General features: G+C 62.9%; 30 protein-coding genes and 1 pseudogene. 10 read left to right on the top strand and 21 right to left on the bottom strand.

The window, feature by feature from the left end:
* Positions 1-37 precede the first annotated feature (37 nt).
* Genes CV103_RS22860 through CV103_RS11220 form a run of 8 tightly spaced genes read right to left on the bottom strand, consistent with a single transcriptional unit; the run spans position 38 to position 8,792 of the window.
* Positions 38-1,246 (bottom strand): phospholipase A, encoded by a 1,209-nt coding sequence (locus CV103_RS22860; protein ID WP_231923484.1) that lies wholly within the window; start codon positions 1,244-1,246, stop codon positions 38-40.
* Between the two features lies 1 nt (position 1,247).
* Positions 1,248-2,537 carry an NAD(P)/FAD-dependent oxidoreductase gene (locus CV103_RS11250; RefSeq protein WP_007686170.1) on the bottom strand — a complete coding sequence of 430 codons (1,290 nt, stop codon included), beginning with the start codon at positions 2,535-2,537 and terminating at the stop codon, positions 1,248-1,250.
* A 50-nt stretch (positions 2,538-2,587) separates the two neighbouring features.
* Entirely contained in the window at positions 2,588-3,370 is a 783-nt protein-coding gene (locus CV103_RS11245) for an SDR family NAD(P)-dependent oxidoreductase (protein WP_037522127.1), read from the bottom strand.
* Between the two features lie 20 nt (positions 3,371-3,390).
* The gene (locus CV103_RS11240; protein ID WP_007686174.1) at positions 3,391-3,873 is read right to left on the bottom strand and encodes a hypothetical protein; all 483 of its coding nucleotides are present in this window, start codon (positions 3,871-3,873) and stop codon (positions 3,391-3,393) included.
* Positions 3,863-4,573: a TetR/AcrR family transcriptional regulator gene (locus tag CV103_RS11235; RefSeq protein ID WP_007686175.1), complete on the bottom strand. Its 711-nt coding sequence runs from the start codon at positions 4,571-4,573 to the stop codon at positions 3,863-3,865. The genes CV103_RS11240 and CV103_RS11235 overlap by 11 nt, the downstream gene beginning before the upstream one ends.
* Positions 4,574-4,615: 42 nt before the next feature.
* Positions 4,616-6,160 carry a DHA2 family efflux MFS transporter permease subunit gene (locus CV103_RS11230; protein WP_037522126.1) on the bottom strand — a complete coding sequence of 515 codons (1,545 nt, stop codon included), beginning with the start codon at positions 6,158-6,160 and terminating at the stop codon, positions 4,616-4,618.
* A gap of 20 nt (positions 6,161-6,180) precedes the next feature.
* Positions 6,181-7,347 (bottom strand): HlyD/EmrA/EmrK family protein, encoded by a 1,167-nt coding sequence (locus CV103_RS11225; RefSeq protein WP_080727322.1) that lies wholly within the window; start codon positions 7,345-7,347, stop codon positions 6,181-6,183.
* Positions 7,348-7,361: 14 nt separating this feature from the next.
* The gene (locus CV103_RS11220; protein ID WP_051886964.1) at positions 7,362-8,792 is read right to left on the bottom strand and encodes an efflux transporter outer membrane subunit; all 1,431 of its coding nucleotides are present in this window, start codon (positions 8,790-8,792) and stop codon (positions 7,362-7,364) included.
* Here CV103_RS11220 and CV103_RS22855 point away from each other — a divergent pair.
* Positions 8,686-9,477 (top strand): annotated as a pseudogene (locus tag CV103_RS22855) (TetR/AcrR family transcriptional regulator); the annotation flags it as partial. The gene CV103_RS11220 and the pseudogene CV103_RS22855 sit on opposite strands and share 107 nt — an antisense overlap.
* Positions 9,478-9,560: 83 nt before the next feature.
* Here CV103_RS22855 and CV103_RS22850 read toward each other — a convergent pair.
* Positions 9,561-10,913 carry a transposase gene (locus CV103_RS22850; RefSeq protein WP_107394967.1) on the bottom strand — a complete coding sequence of 451 codons (1,353 nt, stop codon included), beginning with the start codon at positions 10,911-10,913 and terminating at the stop codon, positions 9,561-9,563.
* A 205-nt stretch (positions 10,914-11,118) separates the two neighbouring features.
* Between CV103_RS22850 and istA the strand changes: the two genes are divergently transcribed.
* The gene (gene istA, locus CV103_RS11205; protein WP_107394966.1) at positions 11,119-12,621 is read left to right on the top strand and encodes an IS21 family transposase; all 1,503 of its coding nucleotides are present in this window, start codon (positions 11,119-11,121) and stop codon (positions 12,619-12,621) included.
* On the top strand, positions 12,618-13,463 hold the full coding sequence (gene istB / locus CV103_RS11200) for an IS21-like element helper ATPase IstB (RefSeq protein ID WP_107394965.1): 846 nt from the start codon (positions 12,618-12,620) through the stop codon (positions 13,461-13,463). The genes istA and istB overlap by 4 nt, the downstream gene beginning before the upstream one ends.
* Before the next feature lie 448 nt (positions 13,464-13,911).
* Here the strand turns inward: istB and CV103_RS11195 are convergent, their stop codons facing one another.
* Positions 13,912-14,799: an SDR family oxidoreductase gene (locus CV103_RS11195; protein ID WP_030092863.1), complete on the bottom strand. Its 888-nt coding sequence runs from the start codon at positions 14,797-14,799 to the stop codon at positions 13,912-13,914.
* 86 nt (positions 14,800-14,885) lie between these two features.
* Between CV103_RS11195 and CV103_RS11190 the strand changes: the two genes are divergently transcribed.
* From CV103_RS11190 to CV103_RS11180, 3 genes are all read left to right on the top strand, one after another.
* On the top strand, positions 14,886-15,326 hold the full coding sequence (locus CV103_RS11190; protein ID WP_234893064.1) for a winged helix-turn-helix transcriptional regulator: 441 nt from the start codon (positions 14,886-14,888) through the stop codon (positions 15,324-15,326).
* Between the two features lie 124 nt (positions 15,327-15,450).
* Positions 15,451-15,846, top strand: coding sequence for a hypothetical protein (locus CV103_RS11185; protein ID WP_008831331.1), 396 nt, complete (start codon positions 15,451-15,453; stop codon positions 15,844-15,846).
* Positions 15,843-16,811, top strand: coding sequence for a tyrosine-type recombinase/integrase (locus tag CV103_RS11180; protein WP_008831330.1), 969 nt, complete (start codon positions 15,843-15,845; stop codon positions 16,809-16,811). The genes CV103_RS11185 and CV103_RS11180 overlap by 4 nt, the downstream gene beginning before the upstream one ends.
* Here CV103_RS11180 and CV103_RS11175 read toward each other — a convergent pair.
* The 3 genes from CV103_RS11175 to CV103_RS11165 are packed head-to-tail and all read right to left on the bottom strand — an operon-like array spanning position 16,808 to position 18,111.
* Positions 16,808-17,428, bottom strand: a complete 621-nt coding sequence (locus tag CV103_RS11175) for a histidine phosphatase family protein (RefSeq protein WP_008831329.1) — start codon at positions 17,426-17,428, stop codon at positions 16,808-16,810. The genes CV103_RS11180 and CV103_RS11175 overlap by 4 nt on opposite strands.
* Before the next feature lie 6 nt (positions 17,429-17,434).
* Entirely contained in the window at positions 17,435-17,887 is a 453-nt protein-coding gene (locus tag CV103_RS11170; RefSeq protein WP_008831328.1) for a DUF2442 domain-containing protein, read from the bottom strand.
* Positions 17,884-18,111, bottom strand: coding sequence for a DUF4160 domain-containing protein (locus CV103_RS11165; protein ID WP_020817904.1), 228 nt, complete (start codon positions 18,109-18,111; stop codon positions 17,884-17,886). The genes CV103_RS11170 and CV103_RS11165 overlap by 4 nt, the downstream gene beginning before the upstream one ends.
* A gap of 137 nt (positions 18,112-18,248) precedes the next feature.
* On the opposite strand from CV103_RS11165, the gene CV103_RS11160 reads away from it, so the two are divergent.
* Positions 18,249-18,476, top strand: a complete 228-nt coding sequence (locus CV103_RS11160) for a hypothetical protein (protein WP_008831326.1) — start codon at positions 18,249-18,251, stop codon at positions 18,474-18,476.
* On the opposite strand, the gene CV103_RS11155 is transcribed toward CV103_RS11160, so the two are convergent.
* Genes CV103_RS11155 through CV103_RS11135 form a run of 5 tightly spaced genes read right to left on the bottom strand, consistent with a single transcriptional unit; the run spans position 18,448 to position 19,906 of the window.
* Positions 18,448-18,654, bottom strand: coding sequence for a hypothetical protein (locus tag CV103_RS11155; protein ID WP_008831325.1), 207 nt, complete (start codon positions 18,652-18,654; stop codon positions 18,448-18,450). The genes CV103_RS11160 and CV103_RS11155 overlap by 29 nt on opposite strands.
* A gap of 13 nt (positions 18,655-18,667) precedes the next feature.
* Positions 18,668-18,829, bottom strand: a complete 162-nt coding sequence (locus tag CV103_RS11150; protein WP_015449421.1) for a helix-turn-helix domain-containing protein — start codon at positions 18,827-18,829, stop codon at positions 18,668-18,670.
* Positions 18,830-18,880: 51 nt separating this feature from the next.
* Positions 18,881-19,300: a helix-turn-helix domain-containing protein gene (locus CV103_RS11145; protein ID WP_007685989.1), complete on the bottom strand. Its 420-nt coding sequence runs from the start codon at positions 19,298-19,300 to the stop codon at positions 18,881-18,883.
* Between the two features lie 35 nt (positions 19,301-19,335).
* On the bottom strand, positions 19,336-19,656 hold the full coding sequence (locus CV103_RS11140) for a type II toxin-antitoxin system YafQ family toxin (RefSeq protein ID WP_007685988.1): 321 nt from the start codon (positions 19,654-19,656) through the stop codon (positions 19,336-19,338).
* Positions 19,625-19,906: a type II toxin-antitoxin system RelB/DinJ family antitoxin gene (locus CV103_RS11135; protein WP_007685985.1), complete on the bottom strand. Its 282-nt coding sequence runs from the start codon at positions 19,904-19,906 to the stop codon at positions 19,625-19,627. Before CV103_RS11135 ends, CV103_RS11140 begins: the two co-directional genes overlap by 32 nt.
* A gap of 414 nt (positions 19,907-20,320) precedes the next feature.
* Between CV103_RS11135 and CV103_RS11125 the strand changes: the two genes are divergently transcribed.
* The 3 genes from CV103_RS11125 to CV103_RS11115 all read left to right on the top strand — a co-directional run bounded on the left by CV103_RS11125 (position 20,321) and on the right by CV103_RS11115 (position 22,053).
* Positions 20,321-20,962: a SprT-like domain-containing protein gene (locus CV103_RS11125; RefSeq protein ID WP_008831324.1), complete on the top strand. Its 642-nt coding sequence runs from the start codon at positions 20,321-20,323 to the stop codon at positions 20,960-20,962.
* 126 nt (positions 20,963-21,088) lie between these two features.
* On the top strand, positions 21,089-21,742 hold the full coding sequence (gene parA / locus CV103_RS11120; protein WP_007686145.1) for a ParA family partition ATPase: 654 nt from the start codon (positions 21,089-21,091) through the stop codon (positions 21,740-21,742).
* Positions 21,739-22,053 (top strand): ribbon-helix-helix domain-containing protein, encoded by a 315-nt coding sequence (locus tag CV103_RS11115; protein ID WP_007686146.1) that lies wholly within the window; start codon positions 21,739-21,741, stop codon positions 22,051-22,053. The genes parA and CV103_RS11115 overlap by 4 nt, the downstream gene beginning before the upstream one ends.
* A 63-nt stretch (positions 22,054-22,116) precedes the next feature.
* On the opposite strand, the gene CV103_RS11110 is transcribed toward CV103_RS11115, so the two are convergent.
* The 3 genes from CV103_RS11110 to CV103_RS11100 form a co-directional block, all read right to left on the bottom strand.
* Positions 22,117-23,229 (bottom strand): replication initiator protein A, encoded by a 1,113-nt coding sequence (locus tag CV103_RS11110; RefSeq protein ID WP_007686147.1) that lies wholly within the window; start codon positions 23,227-23,229, stop codon positions 22,117-22,119.
* Positions 23,230-24,098: 869 nt separating this feature from the next.
* Positions 24,099-24,530, bottom strand: a complete 432-nt coding sequence (locus tag CV103_RS11105) for a hypothetical protein (protein ID WP_007686151.1) — start codon at positions 24,528-24,530, stop codon at positions 24,099-24,101.
* Between the two features lie 76 nt (positions 24,531-24,606).
* Positions 24,607-24,969 (bottom strand): type IV secretory system conjugative DNA transfer family protein (locus tag CV103_RS11100; RefSeq protein ID WP_245896779.1); only part of this gene is annotated, 363 nt, incomplete at its 5' end.

The following is a 24,969-nucleotide window of genomic DNA, read 5'->3' as shown; positions in this document are numbered from 1 at the left end:
AACTCTGCGAGAGAAAGACTGTGGCGTCGCCTCAAGATTATCGCACGAGAGCAACGCCTATACGTAACCGGCGGGTGCGCCGGTTATAATCGAGCAGATTTTCACCATAGCCGTAGAAGGACTGGGCGAAGAGATAGAGATCGGGACCACCGCCGAGGAGACGGGGCAACGGATAGGACAGGTCGGCATTGACAGCCCCTTTGCCCGAACCGAAGTTGAAACGGGTGGAGGTGGAGAGGCGCAGTCCATTATCCTCTCCGACCTCCATGAACAATCCGGCATGTCCGCGATAATGGACGATATCCGGATTGTCGGATTTGTTACCGACATACAGGGAAAGCCTGGGGGCGAATGTTAGCCTGTAATCGCCGGCGATCGGAAGGGTTGCCATTGGAGCGATGTAGATGCTGTTGATGCTGCGCGACTGGGGACCGTCCCGCCCGTTGGACTCATGACGAATACCCGCCTGCACGGTCATGGCGATGTCGCCGGTAAGGCCAACTGTCGGTGTGATGTAGATAAGTTCGGGCTGGAAATCGATGTTGCGGAACGGGGAGGATTTGCTTTCAAGGTCCCAGAACATTCTCTGGGTGTAGGCGAGGTACAGCCCGTCTCGCCAATTGGAAGACGTCTGGCTGTTCGCCGAGGCTCCGAACAGGCGATATTTGAAGCTCAGTTGAATGCGAGCTTCGCTGTCGGTGCCTGGCCCGTAAACGGCATAGATGGGTTCATACAGGTCGAGATTGTCCACAAAGGCGTTGCCGGCTTTTCTGTCGGTAGGTGGCGGTGGAAGAATCGGTGCATTCGGATTCGAGCGATTTTCGGCCTCATGCGTAGCGGTCTTCACAATGGGCGCAAGCACCACCTCCTGAGTTGACCAGGCAGGAATGGAGACCATGGCTCTGACGAGGGGTTCATTTGCGGGCAGGCGATAATGGGCCTGCCCAAATCCATGCGCGTCGATGGCAAGATGCGGCTCTGTATCGTTAGCGCGCGCCAACAGGAGCGTGCGTTCACGATTCTCCTGCCGGACTTTCGCTTCGATCCTGTCCGGCAGGGCGAGGATTTCTTGTCTGTCAGTCCGGTTCAGAAAGCGCAGTGCAACGACCTGTTCGCCACTGGCATCGGTTTCTACCTGGCCGGTCAGTAGAACTTCCATGTCGGGCGGTGAAGCCCACACGGTGCCGGGAAGAACAAGCCAGAATGCACCGAGGATCAGGCAGCTTCGTTGGTGAAGGCGGCCCATGTCAGGCCAGGCGCTCGCGCCGGCGCACCGAGGTGTCGAGGGTATCGGCAAGCCACAGCAGGCTACCGCGAACCGGTCCATAAATTCGCGCCTGATGCCGCCGATAGAGCAGCGCATGCCCAAGCTGCGCCATGCGCCCGTGCAGGAACCCACCCCGGAACAACCCGAAGCGGCCAAGCGTCCCATAAGCGTCATAACCGCCGAGCGACACCAATGACCCGAAGTCATGGTAGCGAAATGGCGGCACGGGCTTTCCTTCCAATATTGTAGGCAAAGTGCGGCCAAGATAAACGCTCTGCTGATAGGCTGCTTGGGCCGTGGTCGGCAATGGACTCTCGCGGTCCGGAAGCATGACACTCGCACAGTCGCCCAGCGCGAAGATATCGGGGTCATTGGGTGTCGCCAAATTCGGGTTTACGATGACCTGCCCGAGCCTGCTGTGGTCCAGGCCATCTATCGCAGCGACAAACTCGGGCGCACGCACCCCGGCCGCCCAGAGTTTGATGGATGCCTCGATCCTGCGTCCATCGGCAAGCTGGAACCCATCGGCATCGCCCGCCAGAACGCGCGCCTGCGTCAACACCTCGATGCCCAGCGACTCCAGGACCGTGTGCGCGGCATGCGCTACGCGCTCGGGAAAGGGGCCGAGAATGCGCGGCTGAGATTCGATAAGGTATATTTTCAGCCCGCTTCGCGCTCCCGAAGCGCCATGCTGTTCCAGCACATCGGCCAGCCGCACCAGTTCGGAGGCAAGCTCTACCCCGGTCGCGCCAGCCCCAACGATAGCAATCGAAAGATGGTCGTTCGAGGCGATCGCCTGAAGCATTGCGACACGCAGCCGCTCGCTGAAGGCAATGGCTTCGCGCCGGCAATCGATCGTCATGCAATGCTCTACGACGCCGGGTGTGCCGAAGTCGTTGGCTCGGCTTCCCGCAGCCAGCACCAGCTTGTCATAGGGCAGGCTGCGCGCGGGGAGAATCTCCGCCCCATCGACGACGAGCGGCGCCAGAAGGACTTGCTTCGCTGCGCGGTCGACGGCCATCACTTCGCCCATCTCGAAACGGAAGCCACGCTGCTGAGCCTGAACCAGATAGGCGGTCTGGTTGGCGCCGGTGTCGGCCGTTCCGGCCGCGATCGTATGGAGCATGGGCTTCCAGACATGGGCCGGCTCACGATCTATGAGGCGTATGTCAAGGCCCAGCCGCTTCGCCGGGGCGCCCGCCAGTTGGCCCGCAAGGTCGAGTCCGGCCACACCGCCACCGACGATCAGGATGTTTTTGCGCGGGCTCATCGTTTCAATCCTTCTGACCTGGCCGGCAGCAATGATCGCCGCCGGGCGCTTCAGTGCATGTGTGCGCCGCCATTGATATCCAGCGTGGTTCCAGTGATGTAGGACGCCTGCGGCGATGCCAGGAACACGACGCCAAAGCCGACTTCCTCGGGCGTCCCCAAACGGTTGAGCAATGCAGATCGCGCGGTTTGTGCCCTGAATTCTTCGCTCGTATTGCGGTAGAATTCCGGTGTTCCGACCACGCCTGGAGCGATGGTGTTGACGGTGATGTTGGCGTGAGCCAGATCGTAGGCGACCTGACGGGTGAGGCCGATCAGCGCGGCCTTTGACGCCACATAGGCGGGGTTGGCCGGGCTTACCGCAAGCTGGCCGGTTCCCGAGGTCATCGTTATGATCCGGCTGTGCTCAAGAGGGCGGGCCAGACGCAACTGGGCAAATTTGCGAATACAGAAGAAAACCCCGCTGAGGTTCAGAGCGATACCCCGGTTCCAGTCCTCGGTGGCCGTCGTCGCAATATTGGGATGAGGATTATCCGGGTTCACGGGAGCGCCGCCGGACGCCACCACCAGCACGCTGGCCGGCCCATCCGCCTCGATGCTATCGAATGCGGCATCCACCGCCCTATCTTTTGTGACATCGAACACGCTTACGTCGTGGCCCTCGCCCGCCAAAGTGCGCAAGACTTCACGGGCTCGGTCTTCATTATAGTCTGCAACGACGACGCGATACCCTTCCAGCGCCATGCGCCGGCATATGTCACTGCCGATCCCGCCGGCGGCGCCCACAACAATGGCTCTGCGCCGTTCCATCGGCACGGTTTCGGAAATATTCATCACAGGCTCCTTGATTTCATTCATTGCGGGGAACGGGTCCAGCGCGGCGAGAGGCGTTTGCGAGGCTGGTTCTCGGTGAGGACGCGAACGAGATTGAGCCAGTCATTGACCTGGACAGCGGCGGTGGTCTCGGTGAGACGATAGTGTTCGATCATCCGGTTGAGCAACTCGTCGATATCGTGGATCACGAGATTGCGCGCGGCATTCAGGTCATCGCGGTTGTCCGGATCGAATGGCGTTTGAGGCTCCCACCGATCCTGCATCGCCGTGCGAAAGCGCTGCCATTGCGCGTTGAGCAGGGATCGGGGCCGATTTTCCGCTGTCCATCGGGTGATGGCCTGTTCGGCCTTCCGATCACCAAGGGCAAACTCGTCGCGGACAAGAATGCCGATATCATGAAGATCGCCCCGCATCGCGCGATCATAGTTGTCGAGGCGGTCCACCCAAAGATCATGGATGCGGGCGGAGATTACTTCCCAGTCCGCGATGCATTCATCGGCCATCTTCAATGTCCTGTTGCGCGAGAGCGGCGAGCTCGGACAGCCTGTCCGCGCCCAAATGATCTCGCAGGGCGAGCAAGGCCTTGAGACGCTGGCGCGTTCGAATAAGATGCGTCTTGTCGAGCCGGTCGCCGGTTATTCCGGTCAGGATACCCATTTGTGTGTCGGCCAGAACGATGGCGAGGAACATGTCCGCCAGAAAATCCGACGCGGCTTCGTCACGGCAGAACGAGGCACCAGTCTGTTCACGGAACATACGGCGCATCCATGCCTGGATCCTGGGTACGATCTGGCGATAGATTTCCCCGATACCCGGATAATGCTGCCGCTCGGCAATCACCATCCGCAACAGATCGATCGTTTCCTCGCTGGTGGCGACGGCGATCAACCGTTCCGCCATGGCATCGAGATCGCCGCTGGCGGCGGGCGCGATGGTTTCGGTGACGGCCTGCGCGAAGCGCTCGGCCTCTTCCTCGACAATCGCCTCGAAAAGAGCGAGCTTGCCGTCGAAATGGCCATAGAGCGTTCCGCGCGACCCACCGGTGCGAGCCATGATGTCGTCGATGGTGGCTGCGGCGAATCCCTTTTCGTGAAAGACCGAGCGGGCTGCGGCGATAAGCAGGCGCCGCCGCTCTTCCTTCCGCTCCGCACGCCTGGAGCTTTGCGCGACCGGACGGATCGCCGCTCCCTCCTTATTCGACATAGGTTTCTTCCATTTCACAAACCGAATTCCTCCTGGCCCCTGTCAGTGACCCGCGTTGGTATCGATCGGTCCCTTGGGCTTGGGCGCAAGCCAGATGAGGGCGGCAGCGACGGCGAAGCACATTACAATCGCCGCGAACGTATTGAGGGTTGCCAGCATGACGCTTTGCCCTTCGACGATATTGGTCAGCATGACCCTCGCCGATTCCGGGGATGCGCCGCCCGCGATCATGCCATCCAGGGTCGATTGTCCCTGGTGCATGGCGCCGGCCAGTTCGGTCTGGTTTTCTCGCGTCGCGTTGGCCCAGCGGGTCTGGACAAGCGATGTTGCGAACGCACCGGCCAGCGTTCTTAGGAAGTTGGACATGCCAGCAGCGTTCGCCGTCTCATCGGGATTGACTGTCGCAATGGCGAGTCCCGTGATCGGCACGAAGAACATCACCATGAACGGCCCTGTCAGGAGGGTCGGCCACGCCATCTGGAAGAAGGTGACTTCACTGTTGAAGCTCATCCGCCAGGTGGTCATCAGGCCTAGGCCGATGATCCCTAAGCAAATGATGAGACGCGGATCGTATTTCTCGACGGCCTTGCCGACGCCGGGCGCGGACATGACCGCGAGGATGCCCATGAGCCCGGTTGCATAGCCGGCCCAGGTGGCGGTGTAGCCCATATTCTGCTGAAGCCAGAGCGGAAGGATGACGATGGTCGCATTGAAGGCGCCGAACCCCACGGCATAAGTCAGCACAGTTGCGGAGAAGCCGCGATGCCGGAAAATCCGCAAATCGACGATCGGGTTTTTCTCGGTCAGTTCGTAGATAAGAAAAGCGACGAACCCGATTACAGCGACGATGGCCATGGCGAGGACCATGGGCGAGGCGAACCAGTCATGGTTGCGGCCTTCGTCGAGAACGATCTGCAACGCCGCCACCCACACGACGAGCAGCGCCAGCCCGATCTTGTCGATCGGGGCCTTCGCCGTCTCGTCCTTGCGTCCCTTGAGGAGATAAAGCACGATCAGTCCGCCTGCCGCGGCGAAGGGAATCTTGACGAAGAAGATCCACTGCCAGCCGATGGTGTCGCAGATGATGCCGCCCAGAATAGGCCCTGCAACCGGCCCGATCAACGTCGTCATCGCCCACAGGACCGTGGCCAGCGTCGCCTTTTCGGGTGGGAAAATGCGCAGCAGCAGCATCTGCGAGAGCGGCATGATGAGACCGCCGAACAAACCCAGCAGGACGCGCCCGCCGATCAGCATCCCCAGCGAAGTCGACAGACCGCAGACGAAGGAAAGGACCGCGAACGCCAGATAGCAGGTGATGAACACTCGCTGCGCGCCGAACCGGTTGGACAGCCACCCCGTCAGCGGCACGGTGATCGCTTCCGCGACCGCATAGGAGGTGATGACCCATGTACCCTGCGTCGAGGATACGCCCAACGCCCCGGCAATGGTCGGGACCGAGACATTGGCGATGGTCGTGTCCAGAACGACTAGGAAATTGGCGAAGGCGATGGCAAGCGCCGCTATCATCAGTTTGCCGCCTGTCAGCGGCGGCGCATCGTCTCCGGCATGTGCAGTGGCGCTTGCCATCTGGGCGTCTCCCTTGCGGCTCAGTTGGAAAGATCGATATCGGCGGTCATCGACAGCCCGACCTGCAAGGGATGCTCGGCCAGTTGTTTGGGATCGAGCGCAATGCGCACGGGCAGGCGCTGGACCACCTTGATCCAGTTGCCGGTCGCATTTTGCGCGGGAACCACCGCGAAAGCGGAACCCGTGCCGCCGGAGAAGCCGATCACCTTGCCTTTATATTCGACATTGTCGCCATACAGGTCGGAGATGAGCGTCACCGACTGGCCCGGGCGAACCTTGGCAAGCTGGACTTCCTTGAAATTGGCGTCGACATAGGCCGCCTGAACCGGCACCACGACCATCAACGTCTGGCCTGACGACACCCGCTGACCGACCTGTACCTGGCGTTTGGAAACGATGCCGTCGACCGGTGCGCGGATGATCGTGCGATCGAGATCGATCCGGGCCTGATCCAGCGCCGTGCGCGCAGCCAGCACTTCGGGATTGTTTTCGACAGTGGTGTCGGCGATCAGCGCCTTGTTCGCATCCCGGTCTCCCACAGCGGTGAGCCGGTTCGCCGAAGCCTGTGAGCGGGCAGCCTCTGCGGCCTTCACATTGGCAAGGGCCGTGGTGTGGGCGTTGCGCGCCGTCGTCAGTTCGTCGCCGGAAACAGAGCCGGAGGCGACCAGCGCCTCACGGCGCTGAAGATCGATCCTGGCCTTGTCGAGTTCGCCGCGGGCGGCGGCAAGCTGGGCGTCGGCGCGGGCTTGGTCGGCGGCGCGCGAGGCGATTTGCGCGCCAAGACCGCTATCGGTGGCGATAAGGCCACGCACCTTGCGCTCGGTCAGCGCCAGTTGCGCCTCAGCCCGCGCAACCGCCAGTTTTGCGTCGGTATCGTCGAGGCGCAGCAATATGTCGCCGCGCTTCACCTTCTGCGTGTCATCGACAAGCACTTCGCGCACCGGCCCGCCGATCAGCGGTGTGACCTGGGCGACATTGGCGCCGACATAGGCGTTGTCGGTCACCGCATGGCGTGAAGCGACGAAATAGTCATAGGCATAATAGCCGCCGCCAAGCAGCAGCACGGCCGCGACGAGACCGGTGAAACCCTTTTTCCTTTTGGCCTTGCGGGCGGTTTCTTCATCGGCGCTTTCCACCTCGGTGGTGGTGATGATGTCATGTTCGACGACGTGAGTGACAGTGGTCATGGCTGGAGCATCCTTCAGGAACGAAAGCCGCCGCCGAGCGCGCGGACCAGCGCGACGTCGAGGCTAAAGGCACGGGTTTGCAGGACGGCGGCAGTCCGCCGGGTGGAAATCAGCGAGTCTTCGGCGGCGAGAACATCGAGATAGGTGGCGAGGCCGCCACGATAGCGATTGTTGGCGACGGTCCACGCGGCTTGTGCCGCTTGTTCTGCGGCTTTGGCACGATCCAGTCTTGTGCCGAGCGCGCGCTGGCTGGTGGCGGCATCGGCAACTTCGCGCAATGCCTGGACGAGCGTGCCGTCATATTGAGCGACGGCGGCCTTATAGTCTGATTCTGCCCCGCGATATTGCGCGCGCAGGCGGCCGCCGTCGAGGATCGGCAGGGTCACGGCGGGGGCTGCCGATCCAAAGTCCGATCCAGAGCTGAAGACATTGTCGATGCCGAGCGCCTGCAAACCGATCAGGCCGGTCAGATTGACGCTGGGATAGAAGGAAGCGCGGGCTTGCCTGATGCGGCTGTCCGAAGCACCTGCCCGCAAGCGCGCCGCGATGATGTCCGGGCGACGCCCGATCAATTCAGCGGGGATATTGGCGGGAAGGCCGGCACTCGCCACTCTGGAAATTGCGGGGCGGGCGATAGCAAGCCCCCGGTCAGGCCCCGCGCCCATCAGCGCGGCGATGCGGTTGCGGGTCAGCGCGATATTTTCATCGAGAGAGGCGATTTCGCCTTGCGCGGTCGCCAGGGCCGAGGCGGCACGCTGTATCGCACCGTCATTCTCCAGCCCCTGCTTCTTGCGGCCGATCATGAGTTCGTGCGTTTGACCGCGGACCTTGATCGCTTCTTCTGCCGCGTCCCGTTCGGCATAGAGGCCGGCAAGGTCGGCATAAGCGTCGGCGATCCCGGCGGATACGGCCAGGCGGGTTGCGGCAGCTTCCGCGCCCGCCGCTTCGGCTTCAGCCTTCGCTGCTGCCAGCGCCGCCCGGTTCTTGCCCCAGAAATCAAGCTCCCAGTTCAGACTGAGGCTTCCTTGCCCGTAATCGGGCCAACCGCGCGGCGCAAAACCCTCAGGAAAGAGATAATTGTCGCTTTGCTGGGTGACGCCACCTTCCACGCTGGCGCTGACGGAAGGCAGCAGGTTGCTACGCGCCTGCCCGACAAGCGCGCGGGCGCGCTCGAAGCGCGCCTCGGCAACACGCAGGTCAGTGGCTCCGGCCAAGCCCTCCTCAATCAGCCCGTCGAGCTGCGAATCGCCATAGGCCTTCCACCAGCCGTCCGAAGGCCATTGCGCTTGCGTGGCGGTCGCGAAGCTCTCGGTGGCCGCATAACTCTCGGGCCGGGCAATGGGCTTGAGATCGCCTTTCGGTGGCGGAATGGCGCAGCCGGCCAACAGGATGGTGGTGGCGAGACAGGCGAAGGCCATCCTTCTTTTTCGCCGGGATGAGAGCATTGGGGCCACGAGACGACTCCTGAATAACCGAACTGTACGGTCGGATATTGATTCGGCCTTGTCTCGTCAATGGAAAACTGTACAGTTGGGTTCAGAAAAGGAAAAATCGATGCGTTTGAAAACCGAGATGCGGCGAGAGGCGATCCTGGAGACCGCGACACAGCTGTTTCAGGAGGTCGGCTACGAGCGGGCCAGCATGGCCGAAATATCGGCTCGGATGGGCGGCTCCAAAGCGACGCTCTACAATTATTTCCGGTCCAAGGACGAACTGTTCGCAGCCGCCATGTTCAATGCCATCGAAACGCAGGGCCAGCAGGTCGTGGATATGCTCGACGCCCCAAATGATGATGTAAGGACGGTGCTCCAGCGCTTTGGGGAGGCCTATCTGCGTTTCATCACCGCACCGGAGACGCTCGCCATTACCCGGACTGCGATCGCCAAGGGCGCGAACAGCAAACTAGGGGCAAGCCTCTATGCGCGCGGGCCAATGCGAGCATGGGAAGAAGTGGCGGCCTATGTGCAACAGTTGCAGGATAGAGGGATATTGGCCGCCACCGATCCCATGTTGATCGCGATCCACCTCAAGGGCCTGCTTGAAGCGGGATATGTAGAACCTCTGCTTTGGGGAGCCAAAACCAAGGGAAAAATGGCTGCATCCGTCGCGGACGCCGTGGACGTCTTCCTTAGGGCTTATTCTGTTGAAGAAGTCGGTGCTGGTCGCGGTCGACAGGCTCTCCGGATTGCGGGCGAGCGGGGCCGCCGCCCCTCTCAGGCCATCGCGAGGCCTGGTATCGGTCGCATCTTAGCCATTTTGCGGAGGTTCTGGGCTGCGGCGGCGAGGTGGAACTCGTCTTTTGCTCCGTTGGGACCGCGCAGACGCAAGCGGTCCAGCTTCAGTATTCGCTTGAGGTGAGCGAACAGCATCTCGACCTTCTTACGCTGCCTTCGTGATACGAGATAGGCGTCGGTGTTGGCGATATCGCGCGCCATATCGCGCGCGCCTTCGTGGACCGAGCGCATGATCTTGCGGGCTGCCAGCTTCGGCGTGCAACGTTCTTTCAGGCCGCAGGCACCACAGTCCTTCTCGCGGGCCCGATAGCGGATGAAGCCATCGGCGTTGGCAGGTGGGCGCGGCGTCTTGAAGTTGCGGTTGGATGGTCTCAGGCGTTTGCCGCCAGGGCAGACGTAACTGTCGTCCTCGTGATCGAAGGTGAAGTCGGATCGCGCGAAGGTATCGTCGCTTCGGGCGGACTTGTCGAACACGGGTATGTGCGGCTCGATGCCCTGATCCTCGACCAGCCATGCAAGGTTGGGTGCCGAGCCATAAGCTGTGTCGGCCACCAGCTTCTCAGGCCACAGGCCGAAGCGCTCCTGCGTGCGCTCGATCATCCGGCGCTGGGCAAGCACCTCGGCTTGGCGCACCGAGGTGGTCGCCTCGACGTCGACGATGACTGCATGATCGAGGTCGATCAGATAGTTGGTGGAGTAGGAGTAGAAGGCCGCCTCGCGTGTCGCCGCGGTCCATCGCGCCGCTGGATCGGTGAGGTTGATGCGCTTCGGTTGAACAGGCGTCGCATTGCCGAACGCGGCATCGTCGAGCACCTCGAGATACTCGGTGACCGCGCGCCCCGCTGCCTCGGGTGGCAGGCCTTGATCTCCCGGCACCGAGCGCTGGCGGTGAACGTCGGCGCGGATCAAGCTGGCATCGACCGCAAAGCCCTCTCCGCCAACGAGCCCCTCGGCCATGCAACGCTCGACGGTCATCTCGAACAGCTTGCGCAACAGGTCGCTGTCGCGGAACCGGCCGTGCCGGTTCTTGGAGAAGGTCGAGTGATCGGGCACCGCACCGTCCAGATCGAGCCGACAGAACCAGCGATAGGCGAGGTTGAGGTGCACTTCCTCGCACAGCCGCCGCTCCGAGCGGATGCCCATGCAGTAGCCGATGATCAGCATCCGGATCATCAGCTCGGGATCGATCGAAGGGCGGCCCGTCTCGCTGTAGTAGGGCCGCAGGTGTTCGCGAAGCCCGCCCAGATCGACGAACCGGTCAATCGCTCGCAGCAGGTGATCTGCCGGCACGTGGTTCTCGATGCTGAAGCTGTAGAACAGCGCTTCCTGCATCACCGTTCGCTCGCCTGCCGCGCGACAATCAGGATGAGAGAGCAGCGTCAATCAAGATGAGAATCGCCACCTGCTGATCCGGCGTAGGGCGTAGCCCGGAGCCGGATCAGCAGGTGGCGATGGCGCCCTTTTCGGGGGGGCGTTTCTGGTGGTTGCGGCCGGTCAGGTACTCAGAGGCATAACTTCGCGAGAGGGGATGCCGCGGATGCCGGGCCGCCACGTCAACGATCATCAGATGAGGCTCTACATGAAGCACCGACATACCCATGCCGTGCCGGTCGCCGCCGCCAAGGCCGGGATCAGCACGGCGACAGCCTATCGCATCGAGGGAGACCCTCGGCTTCCATCCCAGAAACAGGCGCAGCGAGAGCGGCGGCGCCCTGATCCATTAGCCGGGATATTCGAAGAAGAGGTCGTGCCCTTGCTCCAGGCGGCGCCTGGCCTCCGGGTGGTTGCCATTTTTGAGGAGATGCTACGCCGGCATCCTGATCTCGATGCGGGCATCCGGCGCACATTGGAGCGACGGATCCGGGCGTGGCGGGCCATTCATGGCCCTGAACAGGAAGTGATCTTCCGGCAGACGCATGAACCAGGACGGCTCGGCCTGTCGGACTTCACCGAGATGAAGGATGAGGAGGTAACGGTTGCTGGCGTGCCGCTCGACCATCGCCTCTACCATTTCCGGCTGATGTGGTCGGGCTTCGAACACGCCCATGTCATTCTGGGCGGCGAGAGCTATGTCGCTTTGGCCGAGGGGCTGCAAAACGCCCTGTGGGCCGTCGGCGGCGCCCCGACCGAGCATCGCAGCGACAGCCTGTCGGCCGCGTTCCGTAACCTGGATGCCGACGCCCGGCAGGATCTGACGCTGCGCTATGACGCCCTGTGCGAACATTATGGCATGACGCCGACGCGCAACAACCGCGGCATTGCCCATGAGAATGGCGGGATCGAGAGCCCGCACGGGCATTTGAAGGCGGCTATAAAGGACGCGCTGCTGATGCGCGGATCGCGGGACTTCGATGATCTGGCGAGTTACCGGCACTTCATCGACGAGGTCGTCAGCCGCAAGAACCGCCGCAATGGCCCGCGCATCGACGCCGAGCGTGCGGTATTGCAGCCGCTGCCTGGCGCGCGCACCAGCGATTATGAGGAGACGATCGTCACGGTCACCTCGAGCAGCAGCTTCACCCTTCGCAAGGTGTTCTACACCGTGCCCTCACGGCTGATCGGACACAGGCTACGGGTCCGGCTTTACGATGACCGGCTCGATCTCTTCATCGGCGGCACCCACCTGATGACGTTGCGGCGCGGACGGTCCTTCAACAATGGCGCCCACGGCCATGTGGTCGATTATCGGCACGTCATCCATAGCCTGCGGCGCAAACCGATGGCGCTCCTGAAGCTGGTCTATCGTGACCAGCTGTTCCCACGGGAGCCTTATCGGCAGATCTTCGATCGGCTCATTGCCGCGTTGCCCGAACGGATCGCTTGCCGGCATATGGTCGAGCTGTTGGCCATGGCGCACGAGAGGGCCTGCGAAGCCGAACTTGCGGACCTGCTGGCCGACGACGTGGCTGCCGATCGTCTCCCTGACATGGATGCCTTGCGGACACGCTTCGCTCCCGATCCGGCGGCGCTGCCCGATGTGGTGGTGGAGCTGGTCCCCCTTGCCACCTACGATGTTCTTCTGACGGGAGAAGCCGCATGAGCCGGAACGCACCCGCTATCGACGCCCAGCGCCTGAGCCTCATCCTCAACGACCTGCGCCTGCCGGCGATCAAACTGGTCTGGTCTGACTTCACCACGCGGGCCGACAAGGAAGGCTGGCCTGGCGCCCGTCTGCTCGCGGCGCTCGCCGAGCATGAGATCGCAGAACGGGATCGTCGCCGGATCGAACGGCATCTGGGCGAAGCCCGCCTGCCACCCGGCAAGACCCTCGACAGCTTCGCCTTCGACGCGGTGCCGATGATCTCGCGCGCCCAGGTTACGGCACTGTGTTCTGGTGATGGCTGGCTCGAAAAAGGCGCCAACCTCATCCTGTTCGGTCCACCGGGCGGGGGTAAAACCCATCTGGCAGCCGCAATCGGCCTCGCGCTGATCGAAAATGGCTGGCGCGTCCTGTTCACCCGCACCTCCGATCTGGTCCAGAAACTGCAGGTCGCCCGCCGCGAACTGGCGCTCGAGGCTGCGATCGCCAAGCTCGACAAATATCATCTGCTGGTCCTCGACGACCTCGCATATGTGACCAAGGATCAGGCCGAAACGTCCGTCCTGTTCGAGCTGATCAGCGCACGGTACGAACGGCGTTCCACGCTCATCACCGCAAACCAGCCCTTTGGCGAATGGAACAGGGTCTTCCCGGATCCCGCAATGACGCTCGCCGCGGTGGACCGCCTTGTTCACCACGCGACAATCTTCGAGATGAACGTCGAAAGCTACCGCCGCCGCTCAGCGATCCAGCGACAATCACGCGCTGGTCGGCCGCCGACCTTCGCGACAATCAAGTCCACCCAGGAAATGTCGCGCAGCGACAATCAAACCTGCGAGTAGCGCTTGCCAGCGTCAATCAAAGCAGGCACCACATGAATACCGCAACGATCAGTTCTCATCCTGATTGACGGAAACTTCTCACCCAGATCGCCGCGCCATACGCTCGCCCATCATCAGCTGATCTCCCCGATAACGAGATCACTGAATCAGGACTTCAGCCCCTCCGCAAGGGTGAGTTTTTCAACAGAATAGGGCTTATTCCGTCCAGTGAGAGAATGAACAACAATCGCTAAGGATCGCGCCATGCTTGGTGAATGCGCAACGGCCTGAGACGATCGCGGCGTTGAAGTGCAGCGCCATCCGCCCTCTAGATCTGGCCGCACCGTCCGACTTCGCGGCATGGATCGAGAGGGCGGATGGTGTTGAACAGGTGCATGAGCGAGATCGATGGGGCGGCCGAAGAACTGACTGCTGATCTCGCCCCTGCCGGTGCATCGCGAAGCGGTTGCTATGCGATAAGCGCGGCCTTGCTGCTCTCCAGAAAAGCCCGAAGTGGGAGGGGCTGTTGTCCGGAAAGCGTTGCCACGTCATCGGTAACGAGGGAGTTGCTGCCGGTGCGTGCGTTGGCGTCGAAGGACACCAGAAGCCGCGCGAAGCCCTCCGGGACGCCGGCCGCCTTGATGCCCTCCAGTAACTGCTCGTCGGTGAGGTTGACGACCGGAATCTGCTTGCCTGCGACCTCGCCCGCCAATGCGGCGACATCGGTGGTCGTCAGCGCCTCGGGGCCGGTCAACTGATAGGTGATGCTCTCCGTAGAACCGGACGCCAGCGAGGCGGCAATAGCGCGAGCGACGTCCTCTCGCGCAATATGAGAGGTCCGGCCTTCGCCTGCCGATGTGTAGAGCGTCCCCATCTTGATCGCCTGCGGCAAAGTCATCAGGAGATTCTCCTGATACCAGCCATTACGGAAAATCGTGTAGGGACGACCCGTTTCCTTGATCGCTTGCTCGGTGCCATAATGATCGGGCGCGAAGAGCACCGGATTACCCGGTTCGGGCGCCAGCATCGAGGTGTAGGCAATATGCGCACCTGCTGTGGCTGCGGCCGAAACGGCTGCAAGATGCTGACGCAACCTCTTGCCCGGCTCGCCGACAGCATCCGTGGAGATGATGAGAATGCGATCGGCACCGTCGAAGGCTTGGCCCAGCGACGCTGCGTCGTCGAAGTCTCCGATCCTCGCCTGGACACCCCTTGCGCTGAGGTCAGACAACTTGCCTGGATCACGGCTCAGCAGGATCAGGCTCTCAGGCGCCACACCTTGGGTCTCCAGGAGATGGTGAACCACGCGCTGGCCGAGCTGGCCGGTTGCGCCGGTGACGAGGATCGTTTCACTCATGAAGGGATATTCCTGCTGCTAGATTAGGTCTCTTATTGAGACTATGATGTTAAACTGAGTTCAACTCCTGTAAAGAAGGCAGTTTTATGGAAGCTGGTTACGCGAAGGGAACCACCGGCATCGCGGTGTTCAATGTTGACGGGGGCATGAAGCTCGACGAGATACGTCGCGCGCATGGCGGCAACCTGGATAATTGCCCGGTACGGGACGTCCTGGCCAATCTGAGCGGCAAATGGTCTTCGCTCCTGCTGATCGTGCTTGCGGAACGCCCGCGCCGTTTCAGCGAGATCCGCCGACTTGTGTTCGACATTTCGCAACGCATGCTGACGCAGACCCTGCGTGAATTGCAGAGGGATGGCTACGTTCACAGGCTGGTCGTCCCCAGCACGCCGCCCAAGGTGGAATATAGCCTGACCCCTTTGGGCCACTCGATGTTCCAACCCTTGCTGGCCCTTATCGAATGGGCTGACCAGAACCACATGGCTGTGCGTGAGGCTCGAGACCGGTTCGACGCGATAGCTGAATAGCCGGAATGCGACATGCGGGATTCACGCCTCGTTCTATGTATGATAATGTCCTTTATCACACACTCATGGCGATCCGATGGAGCCGTTTAAACGGTCCCGAGATCCACCGCCGAAAGGGAGCGATATGGACCAGGACGAGGACACGGCTTTCGCCGACAACTATGCCGAGCGCGACCAGGCCAAGGCGCTGCGCGAGCAGGCCCGCGCGGGCGGCTTGCGCTTCGAGGCGTATCTTACCGGCGATCAGGCCGACTGGCTGTTGGAGCGGATCGAGCGCGGCATGTTCGCCGATCCTTCCGAGGCGGTGTTCGCGATCGTCAAGAACTTCATCGACATGGAGCCGCACCACGATTTACGCGACGAGCTGCTACGCCGGATATTGGACGGGTCGATAAAGCGCGGCCTTGAGGACGCGGAGGCTGGCCGCGTCCGCGACGCCGACGAGGTGTTCGACGAGCTGCGCCGCAAGATGGCCGCGCCGCGTCCCGCGCCGGCGCGATGGGAGAAGATCGCGCGATGAACCAGCTCGCCCCCCTCCCCGCGCCCGCGCCCGCGCTGGCGTTGCCGGCGCTGATCGCGGCGGCCGACGAGCGCGCGCAGCTTCGATTCCTTGAGTTCTTCGCCGTCACCATCCGCAATCCGCATACACGCCGCGCCTATGCGCGGGCGGCCGGCGACTTCCTGGCCTGGTGCGAGGCGCGCGGCGTCGCCTCGCTCGCCCAGGTGCAGCCGCTTCATGTCGCGGCCTGGGTCGAGGCGCTGGGGCGCGAGCTGGCCGCCCCCAGCGTCAAGCAGCAGCTCGCCGGCGTGCGCCACCTGTTCGACTGGCTGGTGACGGGTCATGCCGTGCCGGCGAACCCGGCCGGATCGGTGCGCGGGCCGGCGCATAGCCAGCGGCGCGGCAAGACGCCGGTACTGGCCCCCGACGAGGCGCGGCGGTTGCTCGACAGCATCGACGTGACCACCCATGCGGGCCTGCGCGACCGCGCGCTGATCGGTCTCATGGTCTATAGCTTCGCGCGGATCGGCGCGGCGCTGGCGATGCGGGTCGAGGACGTGTTCATGCAGAATCGGCGGCTATGGGTCCGCCTGCATGAGAAAGGCGGCAAGCGCCATGAAATGCCCTGCCACCACAATCTAGAGGATTATCTAACCGCCTATATCGACGGTTGCGAGCTGCGCGAGGACCGCAAGGGGCCGCTATTCCGCACGATCGCGCGCAGCACTAAGCGACTAAGCGATACCCCCCTGCCCCAAGCCAACGCCTTCGCGATGGTGCGCCGGCGCGCGGCGGCGGCCGGGATCGGGACGGCGATCGGCAACCACAGTTTCCGCGCGACCGGGATCACCACCTATTTGAAGAATGGCGGCACGTTGGAGACGGCCGCGACGATGGCGAACCATAGCTCGACGCGCACCACCCAGCTCTATGACCGCCGCCCCGATGACGTGACGCTGGACGAGGTGGAGCGCGTGTTGATCTAGGCGGCGAGCGCGGGCGCGCAGGTCCAGCGGTCGCCCTGCCAATGAAACCCTACCCGCTGCGCGTTGCCGATCGCGGGCGGCTCGCCCTTGCGCCAGAAAGCGCGCATCTTGGCCCGATCGTCCAGATGGGCGTCGGCGACGATCGCGCGCGCGGCCTGGATGAACTGCCCATGCCCGAACACATAGGCCAGCGATCCCGCAGGCATGGCGGCGAGGCGCGTTAGCGCCGCCTCGCAGCGCCGTAACAGGGTGCTGAAACTCTCCGCCCCTTCCCCGTCGCAGTAGTCAGGATCGGCCTCGCGCCAATAGCGTTCTAGGTGCGGCATCCGTTCGGCGCTGCGCGTGCCGTTCCAGCGCGCAGGTTGCAAATAGGTGAACTCTTCGATCGGCCACACTTCCACCGGCACGCCTGGAAAGCGCGCGATCGTCGGCGCGGCCGTCTGCCGGGTGCGGGTATAGGGCGAGGTGACGATGAGCGCGGGCGCTTGCGTCCAGCTCGCCGCGACCGCGCGCGCCTGTTCGTGGCCGCGCTCCGTCAGCGCGATCGTCGCGAGATCGTGGCAGGGCACGCCGGCGTTGCCGGTGTTTTCGCCGTGGCGGATGAAGATCGCTCTCATGTCCGGTTAGGCGGCCCGGTATAGCCCATTGCTGGCTTCCCAGCCCCGGCACGCCAGCAAGATTGGTTTCGGCACCTTCTTTTCGCCGTTGGAGTAGTAGGCGACCATGCGGCGCGAGACGCCAAGCGCATCGGCCGCCTTCGACAGCGACAGCGCATGGCGCAGCCGCCATTCGAGGAAGGCGCGCACATCGCCATGCCCGGTTGCCGACAGCGTTTCGAGCCACAGCATGTCCGCGCCCAGCTCCGCACCCGAAGGCCAGGCCAGGCTATGACCCCAATCGCCCACTTCGACCTTGGCGAACTCGCCCGGATCGCGCAGCGCGGCAAAGGCGCGATCGGCGAGGACCGCGCCAAGATCGAGATCAGCCGCCGTCCCTTCCGACCAGGACAGATGCAGCGATGACGGCCCGGTCGCGCGCACGGCGGTAATGGTGCGGGCCTTGTCGGTGATGTTCATCCGTTCAACTCCTGCCACGTCTGCATGAGCAAAGCCTGATTAGGCCGCGCCCATTCCAATGCGTCCTTCAAGACCGCCGCCGACACGGTGCCCACGATCACGTCAAACGATGCAATCGCCACCGAGCAGCGGAAATCCGGGCCTTCGATGTGGAAATGCGGCACGCCATGATCGCGGCCATAGACGGCAATTTTCCAGCGGGGACCGCGAAACATCGTGACCATGCTTCAATGTAGTGCAAAGGTTGCACTAGCGCAAGGCTGATAGCCAAAATGATCTAAGCGCCTGGCGCTGGCACCGTGGCCCTACTCGTTGCGCTCCCCAAGCCCGCAAGCGGTCCTGGCCCAAGGTTCCGGCCCACATGGCGGGCGAGATCGCGTGCGCGGATCTCGCGGCACCCTCGCCGATTACCGGCGATGTAGGCGATCGGGCGTCCAGCCTTCAATTCGTCGCCGGGTTCCGGCGGCCGATCAGGCACCTTGTCGAGAATGCGGTCGAGATCACCCACCGCACGACCTTTGGAGCGCCGCGCGAAAAACTCGGCCGCCGTTTCGGGTCGATCAATCGTCATCATGGAGATCAGACATAAGCGCCTCAACGCTGGTGAAGCGCACGCCCTTGCCAGCTTCCAGTTCTTCGATCGCATCGCGCGTAGCAGCGCGGCCCATCAACTCGGCCTCCAACTTCGCCTTATGGGCCTCATTACGCGCGCGGCGCTCGGGACTCCAATCTTTCATAAGATCGGAAAAGGGGCGATGGCCGGCCATTCTATCAATCCTTCTAGGTGAGAATCTGGATGCCGCGCCGCTTCACCAGCGTCAGCAAGGCGAGCGCCGCGCCAGTCGGCCGCATCGTGCCGGCCTCCCAGCGCTGGACCGTGCGCTTGTGCGCCCACAGCAAGCGCGCAAACCCGGCCTGGCTCAAACCGCTCTCCTGGCGCACCGCCGGATTTCGGCCGCCTCCATCGGTGGATAAAGGATTTCGCCGTTTCGATCAGTCCCCGTCATGGTCGTTCATCCCGGCCATGCCGGCTGCTGCGCCGGCTTCGGCGATGGCGTCGTTGATTTCCTCGATCGTGAACCGCGCGCCGTTGCCCTTCACTATCCCGCGCAGGTCATCCCACGAGCTTTTGCGCGGTGCCGGCGGCGCGATGCCCGCCGCCGTCGCGGCGGTCATCAGGTCATCCAGCGAGAATCTGTTAAACTTCCCGCGCAGGAGGTCGTTGAGGCGGGGCGGCGTCAGCCCGAGCCGCTTGGCGGCCTCGCCCAGCGGCACGTCCCACGACTTCACCCGCGCGGTGATGCCCCGCATCAGGTCCGCGCGCGTCCTCAACTCCGTCGCCTCCTCCGGCGTGTCGGCGATTGCGTCAAAGACGCAGGCGAAGGTTTCGACCTTCATGTCGTCGGCGTTCATTGCCCTGCCTTCCAAACGTTCGGCCGTCGAGCCGATTACTCGAACAGTTCCGAATGGGTTCCCGCGCGCACGAAGTTCACCAGATTGCCCTCAATCGTGTAGATCAGCAGGAAATCGCCGCCGATATGGCACTCGCGATGATCGCTCCAATCGCCCTTGAGGGCGTGGTCCAGCCATTCCGGGCCAAGCGGCGCATCGTTGGCGATGAGCAGCATCATCGCTTCCTTGAGCTGGTTCATGTTGTAGCGGCCGCTGCGCGACAGCCGCTCCCAATCCTTGACGAACCGCTTTTCGTAGGATGCCTCTCTTGGGAACGAAGCCCGCTTACTGCTGGCGGGCTTCTTGGTCGAGGGCATCGAACAGTTCCTTGGGATCGGTGAAGCGCGCACGACGCGCCTTCATGGTCGCGCGGGACGATTCGATCGCGGCGCGCGTCTCGGCGTTGGGCACCTTCAGCTCGAACGGCAAGGCATGGTCCTTGGCGACCCGCGTAAGCGTCATGCGGACCACATCGGAAACCGTCAGCCCCAGCTCGGCTAGGACGGCGGCGGCTTCATCCTTCAATGTTTCGTCGATGCGCGCACGCACGAACGCGGTAGCAGCCATTGGAATCTCCCTAGTCAGACGAACGATGTAGCTCATTTGAGCAACAATTTCAATCTAGGCGAGGAGACTGCGCCTGCCGCTGCGCGGCACCGTGGCTCTACTCGCTTCGCTCCCCAAGCCCGCAAGCGGTCTTGGCCGAAGGTGACGACCCACATGGCGGGGCCGAGATCGCAAGCGGATCTCGGGCATGGTGCCGGCGTGCGCCGGCATGATGTTCGTTCGCATGGGGAAAGGCGGTCCCGGCCGCCTCTCCCCAGCAACGGCAATCAGCGGGACCGGGTTGGCGCGAAGCGCCCGCCCGCACCACTCCCGCAGATTCCCGCTGCCCCCCTCTCTCGCCGGCTGCTCCGCGCGAACTCGGGAGCGATGGCCGCAGCCATCGCCCCGCAGGGCGATTTGAAGGGAGTAGAAGGTATGGAACAGGACAACCGGGAAAGCTGGCTCAATCGGGTGGCGGCGGGCATGGCCCCCTTGTTCGCGGCGTTGGACGCTCCCCTGCCCGCGCGTATCCGCGTGGCGATCGGCTTCACCAGCTCGGGCCGGAAGGGCAAGGCGATCGGCGAGTGCTGGGATAACCGGCTGAGCGCGGACGGGCATTTTGAAATCTTCATCCGGCCCGACCTCGCGCACGCGCCTGACGCCATGCCGGCGCAGATCGCGGCCATCCTCGCGCATGAGCTGGTCCATGCCGCCGTCGGCATCCCGGCAGGGCATGGGAAAGCGTTTAAACGGATCGCGCTGGGGCTGGGGCTCGTCGGGCCGATGCGCGCCACCACCCCCGGCGAGGCGTTTCTTGCGGCCGTCGCGCCGATCTTGGACGCCGTTGGCCCCCTCCCCCATGCCCGTCTCGACACCGATGGGGAGTCGACCGCGCCGAAGAAGCAGAAAACCCGGATGCTCAAATGCGAGTGCGCGACGTGCGGCTATACCGTGAGGACCGCGCGCAAATGGCTTGAGCTGGCCGGAGCGCCGCTTTGCCCGATCGAGGATCACGGCCGCATGGAGCATGAGCCGCTGGACGACGGCAGCGAGGATGAGGGCGGCGACGACGGCTAGACCGCCCTCCCCTCCCCGCAATTCGGGGTTTCATTGACGCTGCGCGCCAGTTCGGGGTTTCGTTGACGCAACCGGAGCAAGCCAGTATGACCACATGCAAACATGCGATCATGTAAGGATATTCACATGCCAACAATCGCGATCATCAGCCAGAAGGGCGGCGCGGGGAAAACCACCCTCGCCTTGCACCTGGCCGCCGCCGCCGAGGATTCCGGGCATACCGCCCTTGTGATCGACGTCGACCCGCAGGCGACGGCGAGCCAGTGGGCGGCATGGCGACAGGATGCGCCCCCGGTCGTGATCGACAGCGCGCCCCCTCGCCTTGCCGCCAAGATCGAGCAGGCGACGGGCCAGGGCGCGGCGTTCATCGTAATCGACACCCCGCCCCACGCCGACAGCGCCGCCAGCGCCGCCGTCGAGGCGGCCGACCTAGTGTTGATCCCTTGCCGCCCCAGCGCGTTCGATTTGGCGGCGATCAAGACGACCGCCAGCCTTGTGAAGATGCGCGGCAAGCCTGCTTTCGTGATCTTCACGGCGGGAAGCCCGACCGCGCCGCGCATGTATGACGAAGCCGCGCAGCTCGTGCAGGATTATGGGCTTGACGCCTGCCCCCACCATATCGCGGATCGCGCCGCCTTTCGCCACGCGGCGGCCGAGGGCAAGACGGCGATGGAGATCGAGCCGAGCGGCAAGGCGGCCGATGAGGTGCGCCAGCTTTACAAGTGGACATGCGAGCATGTAAACATGCAAGCATCTAGGAAGCGGAGGGCCAACGCATGAGCCGGAAGGGATCATTGCTCGCATTGCGGGATCGCGATGCAGCGCCAGCGCCGGCGATGGTCGAGCCGGAGGGGAGGGCGGCCGCGCCGATCGCCCGTGGCACTGGCGCAGGCTCCGGCAGCGGATCGAGCAGCAACCCGGTTGCGCCGAGCCGTCAGGGCAAGAAGGCCATGACGGGCTATTTCAGCCCGGAAATGTCCTTCGCCATGCACATGACCGCCCGCAAGCACGGCATGAGCCTACAGGACGCGATGGCCGAGGCGTTCAACGACTGGCTTCGCAAGATGGGGGAAAGCCCTGTAGGCAAGTGAGCATGTCCACATGCAAACATGCGGGTAAGTAAACATGGCCGCTTGCCCGCATAGAGCAGGGGATCAGCGTAGTGGTTTGCGTTCGTGCCGTTTCTTGCAGAAGCCGAGGAAGGCCCCGGCAGGGCTTTTGAGTTCGGGCTTGCCCATGTCGTGCCACCACGACACCCATTCGTCATAGAGCGCATACACGTCATAGCCTGGCGCGGCCGTCTTGGCGTCGTGCATGGTTTCCGGGTCGATATAGGGCGCATCGTCGCCGGCGCTGGCGACCGGATCGGGCTTGGATTTGAGGCCCGAGCGGTTGCGGAACAAGATCACGTCATCATCCATCGTCACCGCATAGTCGGGGAAATGGCCGTGATCGGCGTCATGCTCGCAGACCTTCTTGACCAAGGCCCGGAACACTCGGAGCGGGCTGTTCGAGCCGCATTTCTTCTGTAGCAACTCTAGGCCGATCTTCCATTCGTCCTTCACGCCGCAATGCTTGCGCGCCAGTTCATACATGCGCCGCTCGAACGGCTTGCGGAGCCGGAAATAGTCGCGGTGGAGCGTCAGGACGTTCTTGCTGATGACCGAGCGATAGACCCAATCCGACAGGGTGATTTCGAGATCGAGCATCCGGCCATCGAACGTCTTGCGCGTGATCTTGGCCTCTTCGATCAGGCCGAAAATCCGCGTTTCTTCGACACCGCCCGTTTGAATATTGGTCCGCACCGTGGTCCCGCGCAGGCGGGTGAGGGCGTCGGCCATCAGTCGATAGCCTTCGCCGCTGGTTTGCCGGTTGGTGGCGACGAGCATGTCATAGGCTTGCAGGCGCACCGTGCGGCTAGGTTGCTCGCCCTGGTTCATCTTCGCGACGAGCTGCGAAATGCAGTAGATCAATATGTCCTTGTCGTGGATCGTCGCCAGCCCCTTGCCCGAGGGGATAATCTCGATGACGTTGCCGTTATGCTCGTAGCGCCGCGTCCGGTTGTCGGGCTTGGTCGAGAGCGAAAACACCGGATGCTCCATTGAGGCCATGTCATCCTTGGGGATGGCGTCCAGCACGTCGCAGATGAACAAGTCCTGGTTGGGATGGCGCACCGGCAGCAGCGGCGTGCGATCGTCGCCGTCCACGGCCGAGACCGGCGCGGCGATCGGCGCGTCAAACAGGGAAGGGGAGGGGTCTATCGTCATTTCACTAACGCTAGGGCTACTATCGTCATTTCACATACGCAAGCGGATTATCGTCATTTCAGATTCACCGCCGCGCTATCGTCATTTCGATTACGCTTGAGCGCGGCAGGGAAGGCCTGGCGCTATCGTCATAGTGGATTCGCCTTTTCGTCACTCTGGATTCGCTTTTTCGTCAGAGCGGATTCACCGCGCGGCAAATTTCTGCCAAAAAAGCGAGGATTTCTGCGCCTTTCCGGGCAGGCCGAATTTCCGTAACACATCACTAAACCCATATTTTAACACTAGGCTGACCTGTGGATAACTTCAGCGGAAGATTATGACGAGAGGCTGGATCATCGTGGTTTCACCCACCAGCGTCCCGCCAGATCGGACAGCTTGTCCCGAAAATCGGGACAACGGCAGCGCGACTCACCAGCGCCGCGCTTCAGGCACAATCAGAAAGAAGAAAAACACCGCCTCTTGGGGCTTCGCCCCGCCGGCTCGCGGCCTTCGGCCGCCCCGGATCGCTTTAGCGATCCTCCCACCCGGCATCCCCATGATGAGCCGGCTTCGCCGGCACGCTTTTTGTTAGAAAGGGGATCGTTTAAACGCTGCGCCTCCATCGCAGCCACAGCGCCAGCGGCACCGTCGCAATTGGCTTTCCAGAAAAGCCAGGCGGATAGGACAGCGATCAATCCGAGAGGGCAGGGCAGGCGGAAATGTCGCCACAGGCGCGATTTCCGGGCCGCTGGGCCTCATTTCAGACGTTCGGCAAGGTCGGGGAGGGTTCGGCCGGCATGGCGCTCTACGGGCTTCCCAGGCGGCTGATTTTTTGGAAAGCTAGATCCTCGCGGGGTCAGAGGATCTAGCGCGTAGAATTTGAGCCGGTCCTAATGGCGCGTCCGCTTCTGTGGCGGCGGCGCTGCCATAAGCCCATCAAAGGCGGAGTCATCGCCCAATGCGTAGCGGCGCAGCGGATCATCCTCCGTCATGCGACCGGCCTGCACCTCGCGCCCGGTCACATACCGCAGCCGGTCCCGGTCCAGCACGCCATCGACAAGGCATTCCGCGCGCAGGAACATCCATATCTGGCCCTGGCGGTGTTGGGCGAAGGCTTCAACATTGCCGTTCGTCTCTTGGAGATGCACGGCCACCAGGTCGCAAACGAGATTGAATATCCGCATGAGGCCAAGCCGGCTTTCCTCATCGGTAATCGCCGCGTGCAGCTCCAACACTTCATCGCGGATCGCGGGGAGAGGGGCGGAACCGCTCTCTCCATAGGCCATGAGCCGGTCCCAAAGATCAATGACGCGCTGATCCATATCCTATCCTTCCGCCCTTGGCGGCGGTTCTGACACTATACAACAATCGGCCTATCCCCTTGCTCGATAGTCCGGTTCACGGTTTGTCGAATCTCCCGGCGAACTCGCGATCGGCATAGTAAGCGAGCTTGGTCGCGACGATCGGGCGTTGCCCCGCGAGGAACAACAATTCCAGATTGGCCGGCATGGTGCGGACCTCATCGGGCGTGAGTAGGGGCCGCGCGACATGCTGCGACCCGAACGATATGCCGGTTTCCTCCGCGTCGATCGCGCGGCTCATGGTCTCGAACACGACCGTCTCCTGGCCGAGCAGATCGGAGACGAGCTTGGCGCTGTCGTGATCGTTGACCCCGAATATGGCCCAGTCGGCCCGAAGCTGCGATTTTGGCCAGGTTGAAGAACGAACACTGAACGCTTGATTGATTCTACCAGGACCGTT

Source organism: Edaphosphingomonas fennica, from assembly GCF_003034225.1.
GTDB classification, from domain to species: domain Bacteria; phylum Pseudomonadota; class Alphaproteobacteria; order Sphingomonadales; family Sphingomonadaceae; genus Sphingomonas_E; species Sphingomonas_E fennica.
The sequence above is the reverse complement of the archived record's forward strand: the minus strand, read 5'-3'. Positions and strand labels throughout refer to the sequence as shown.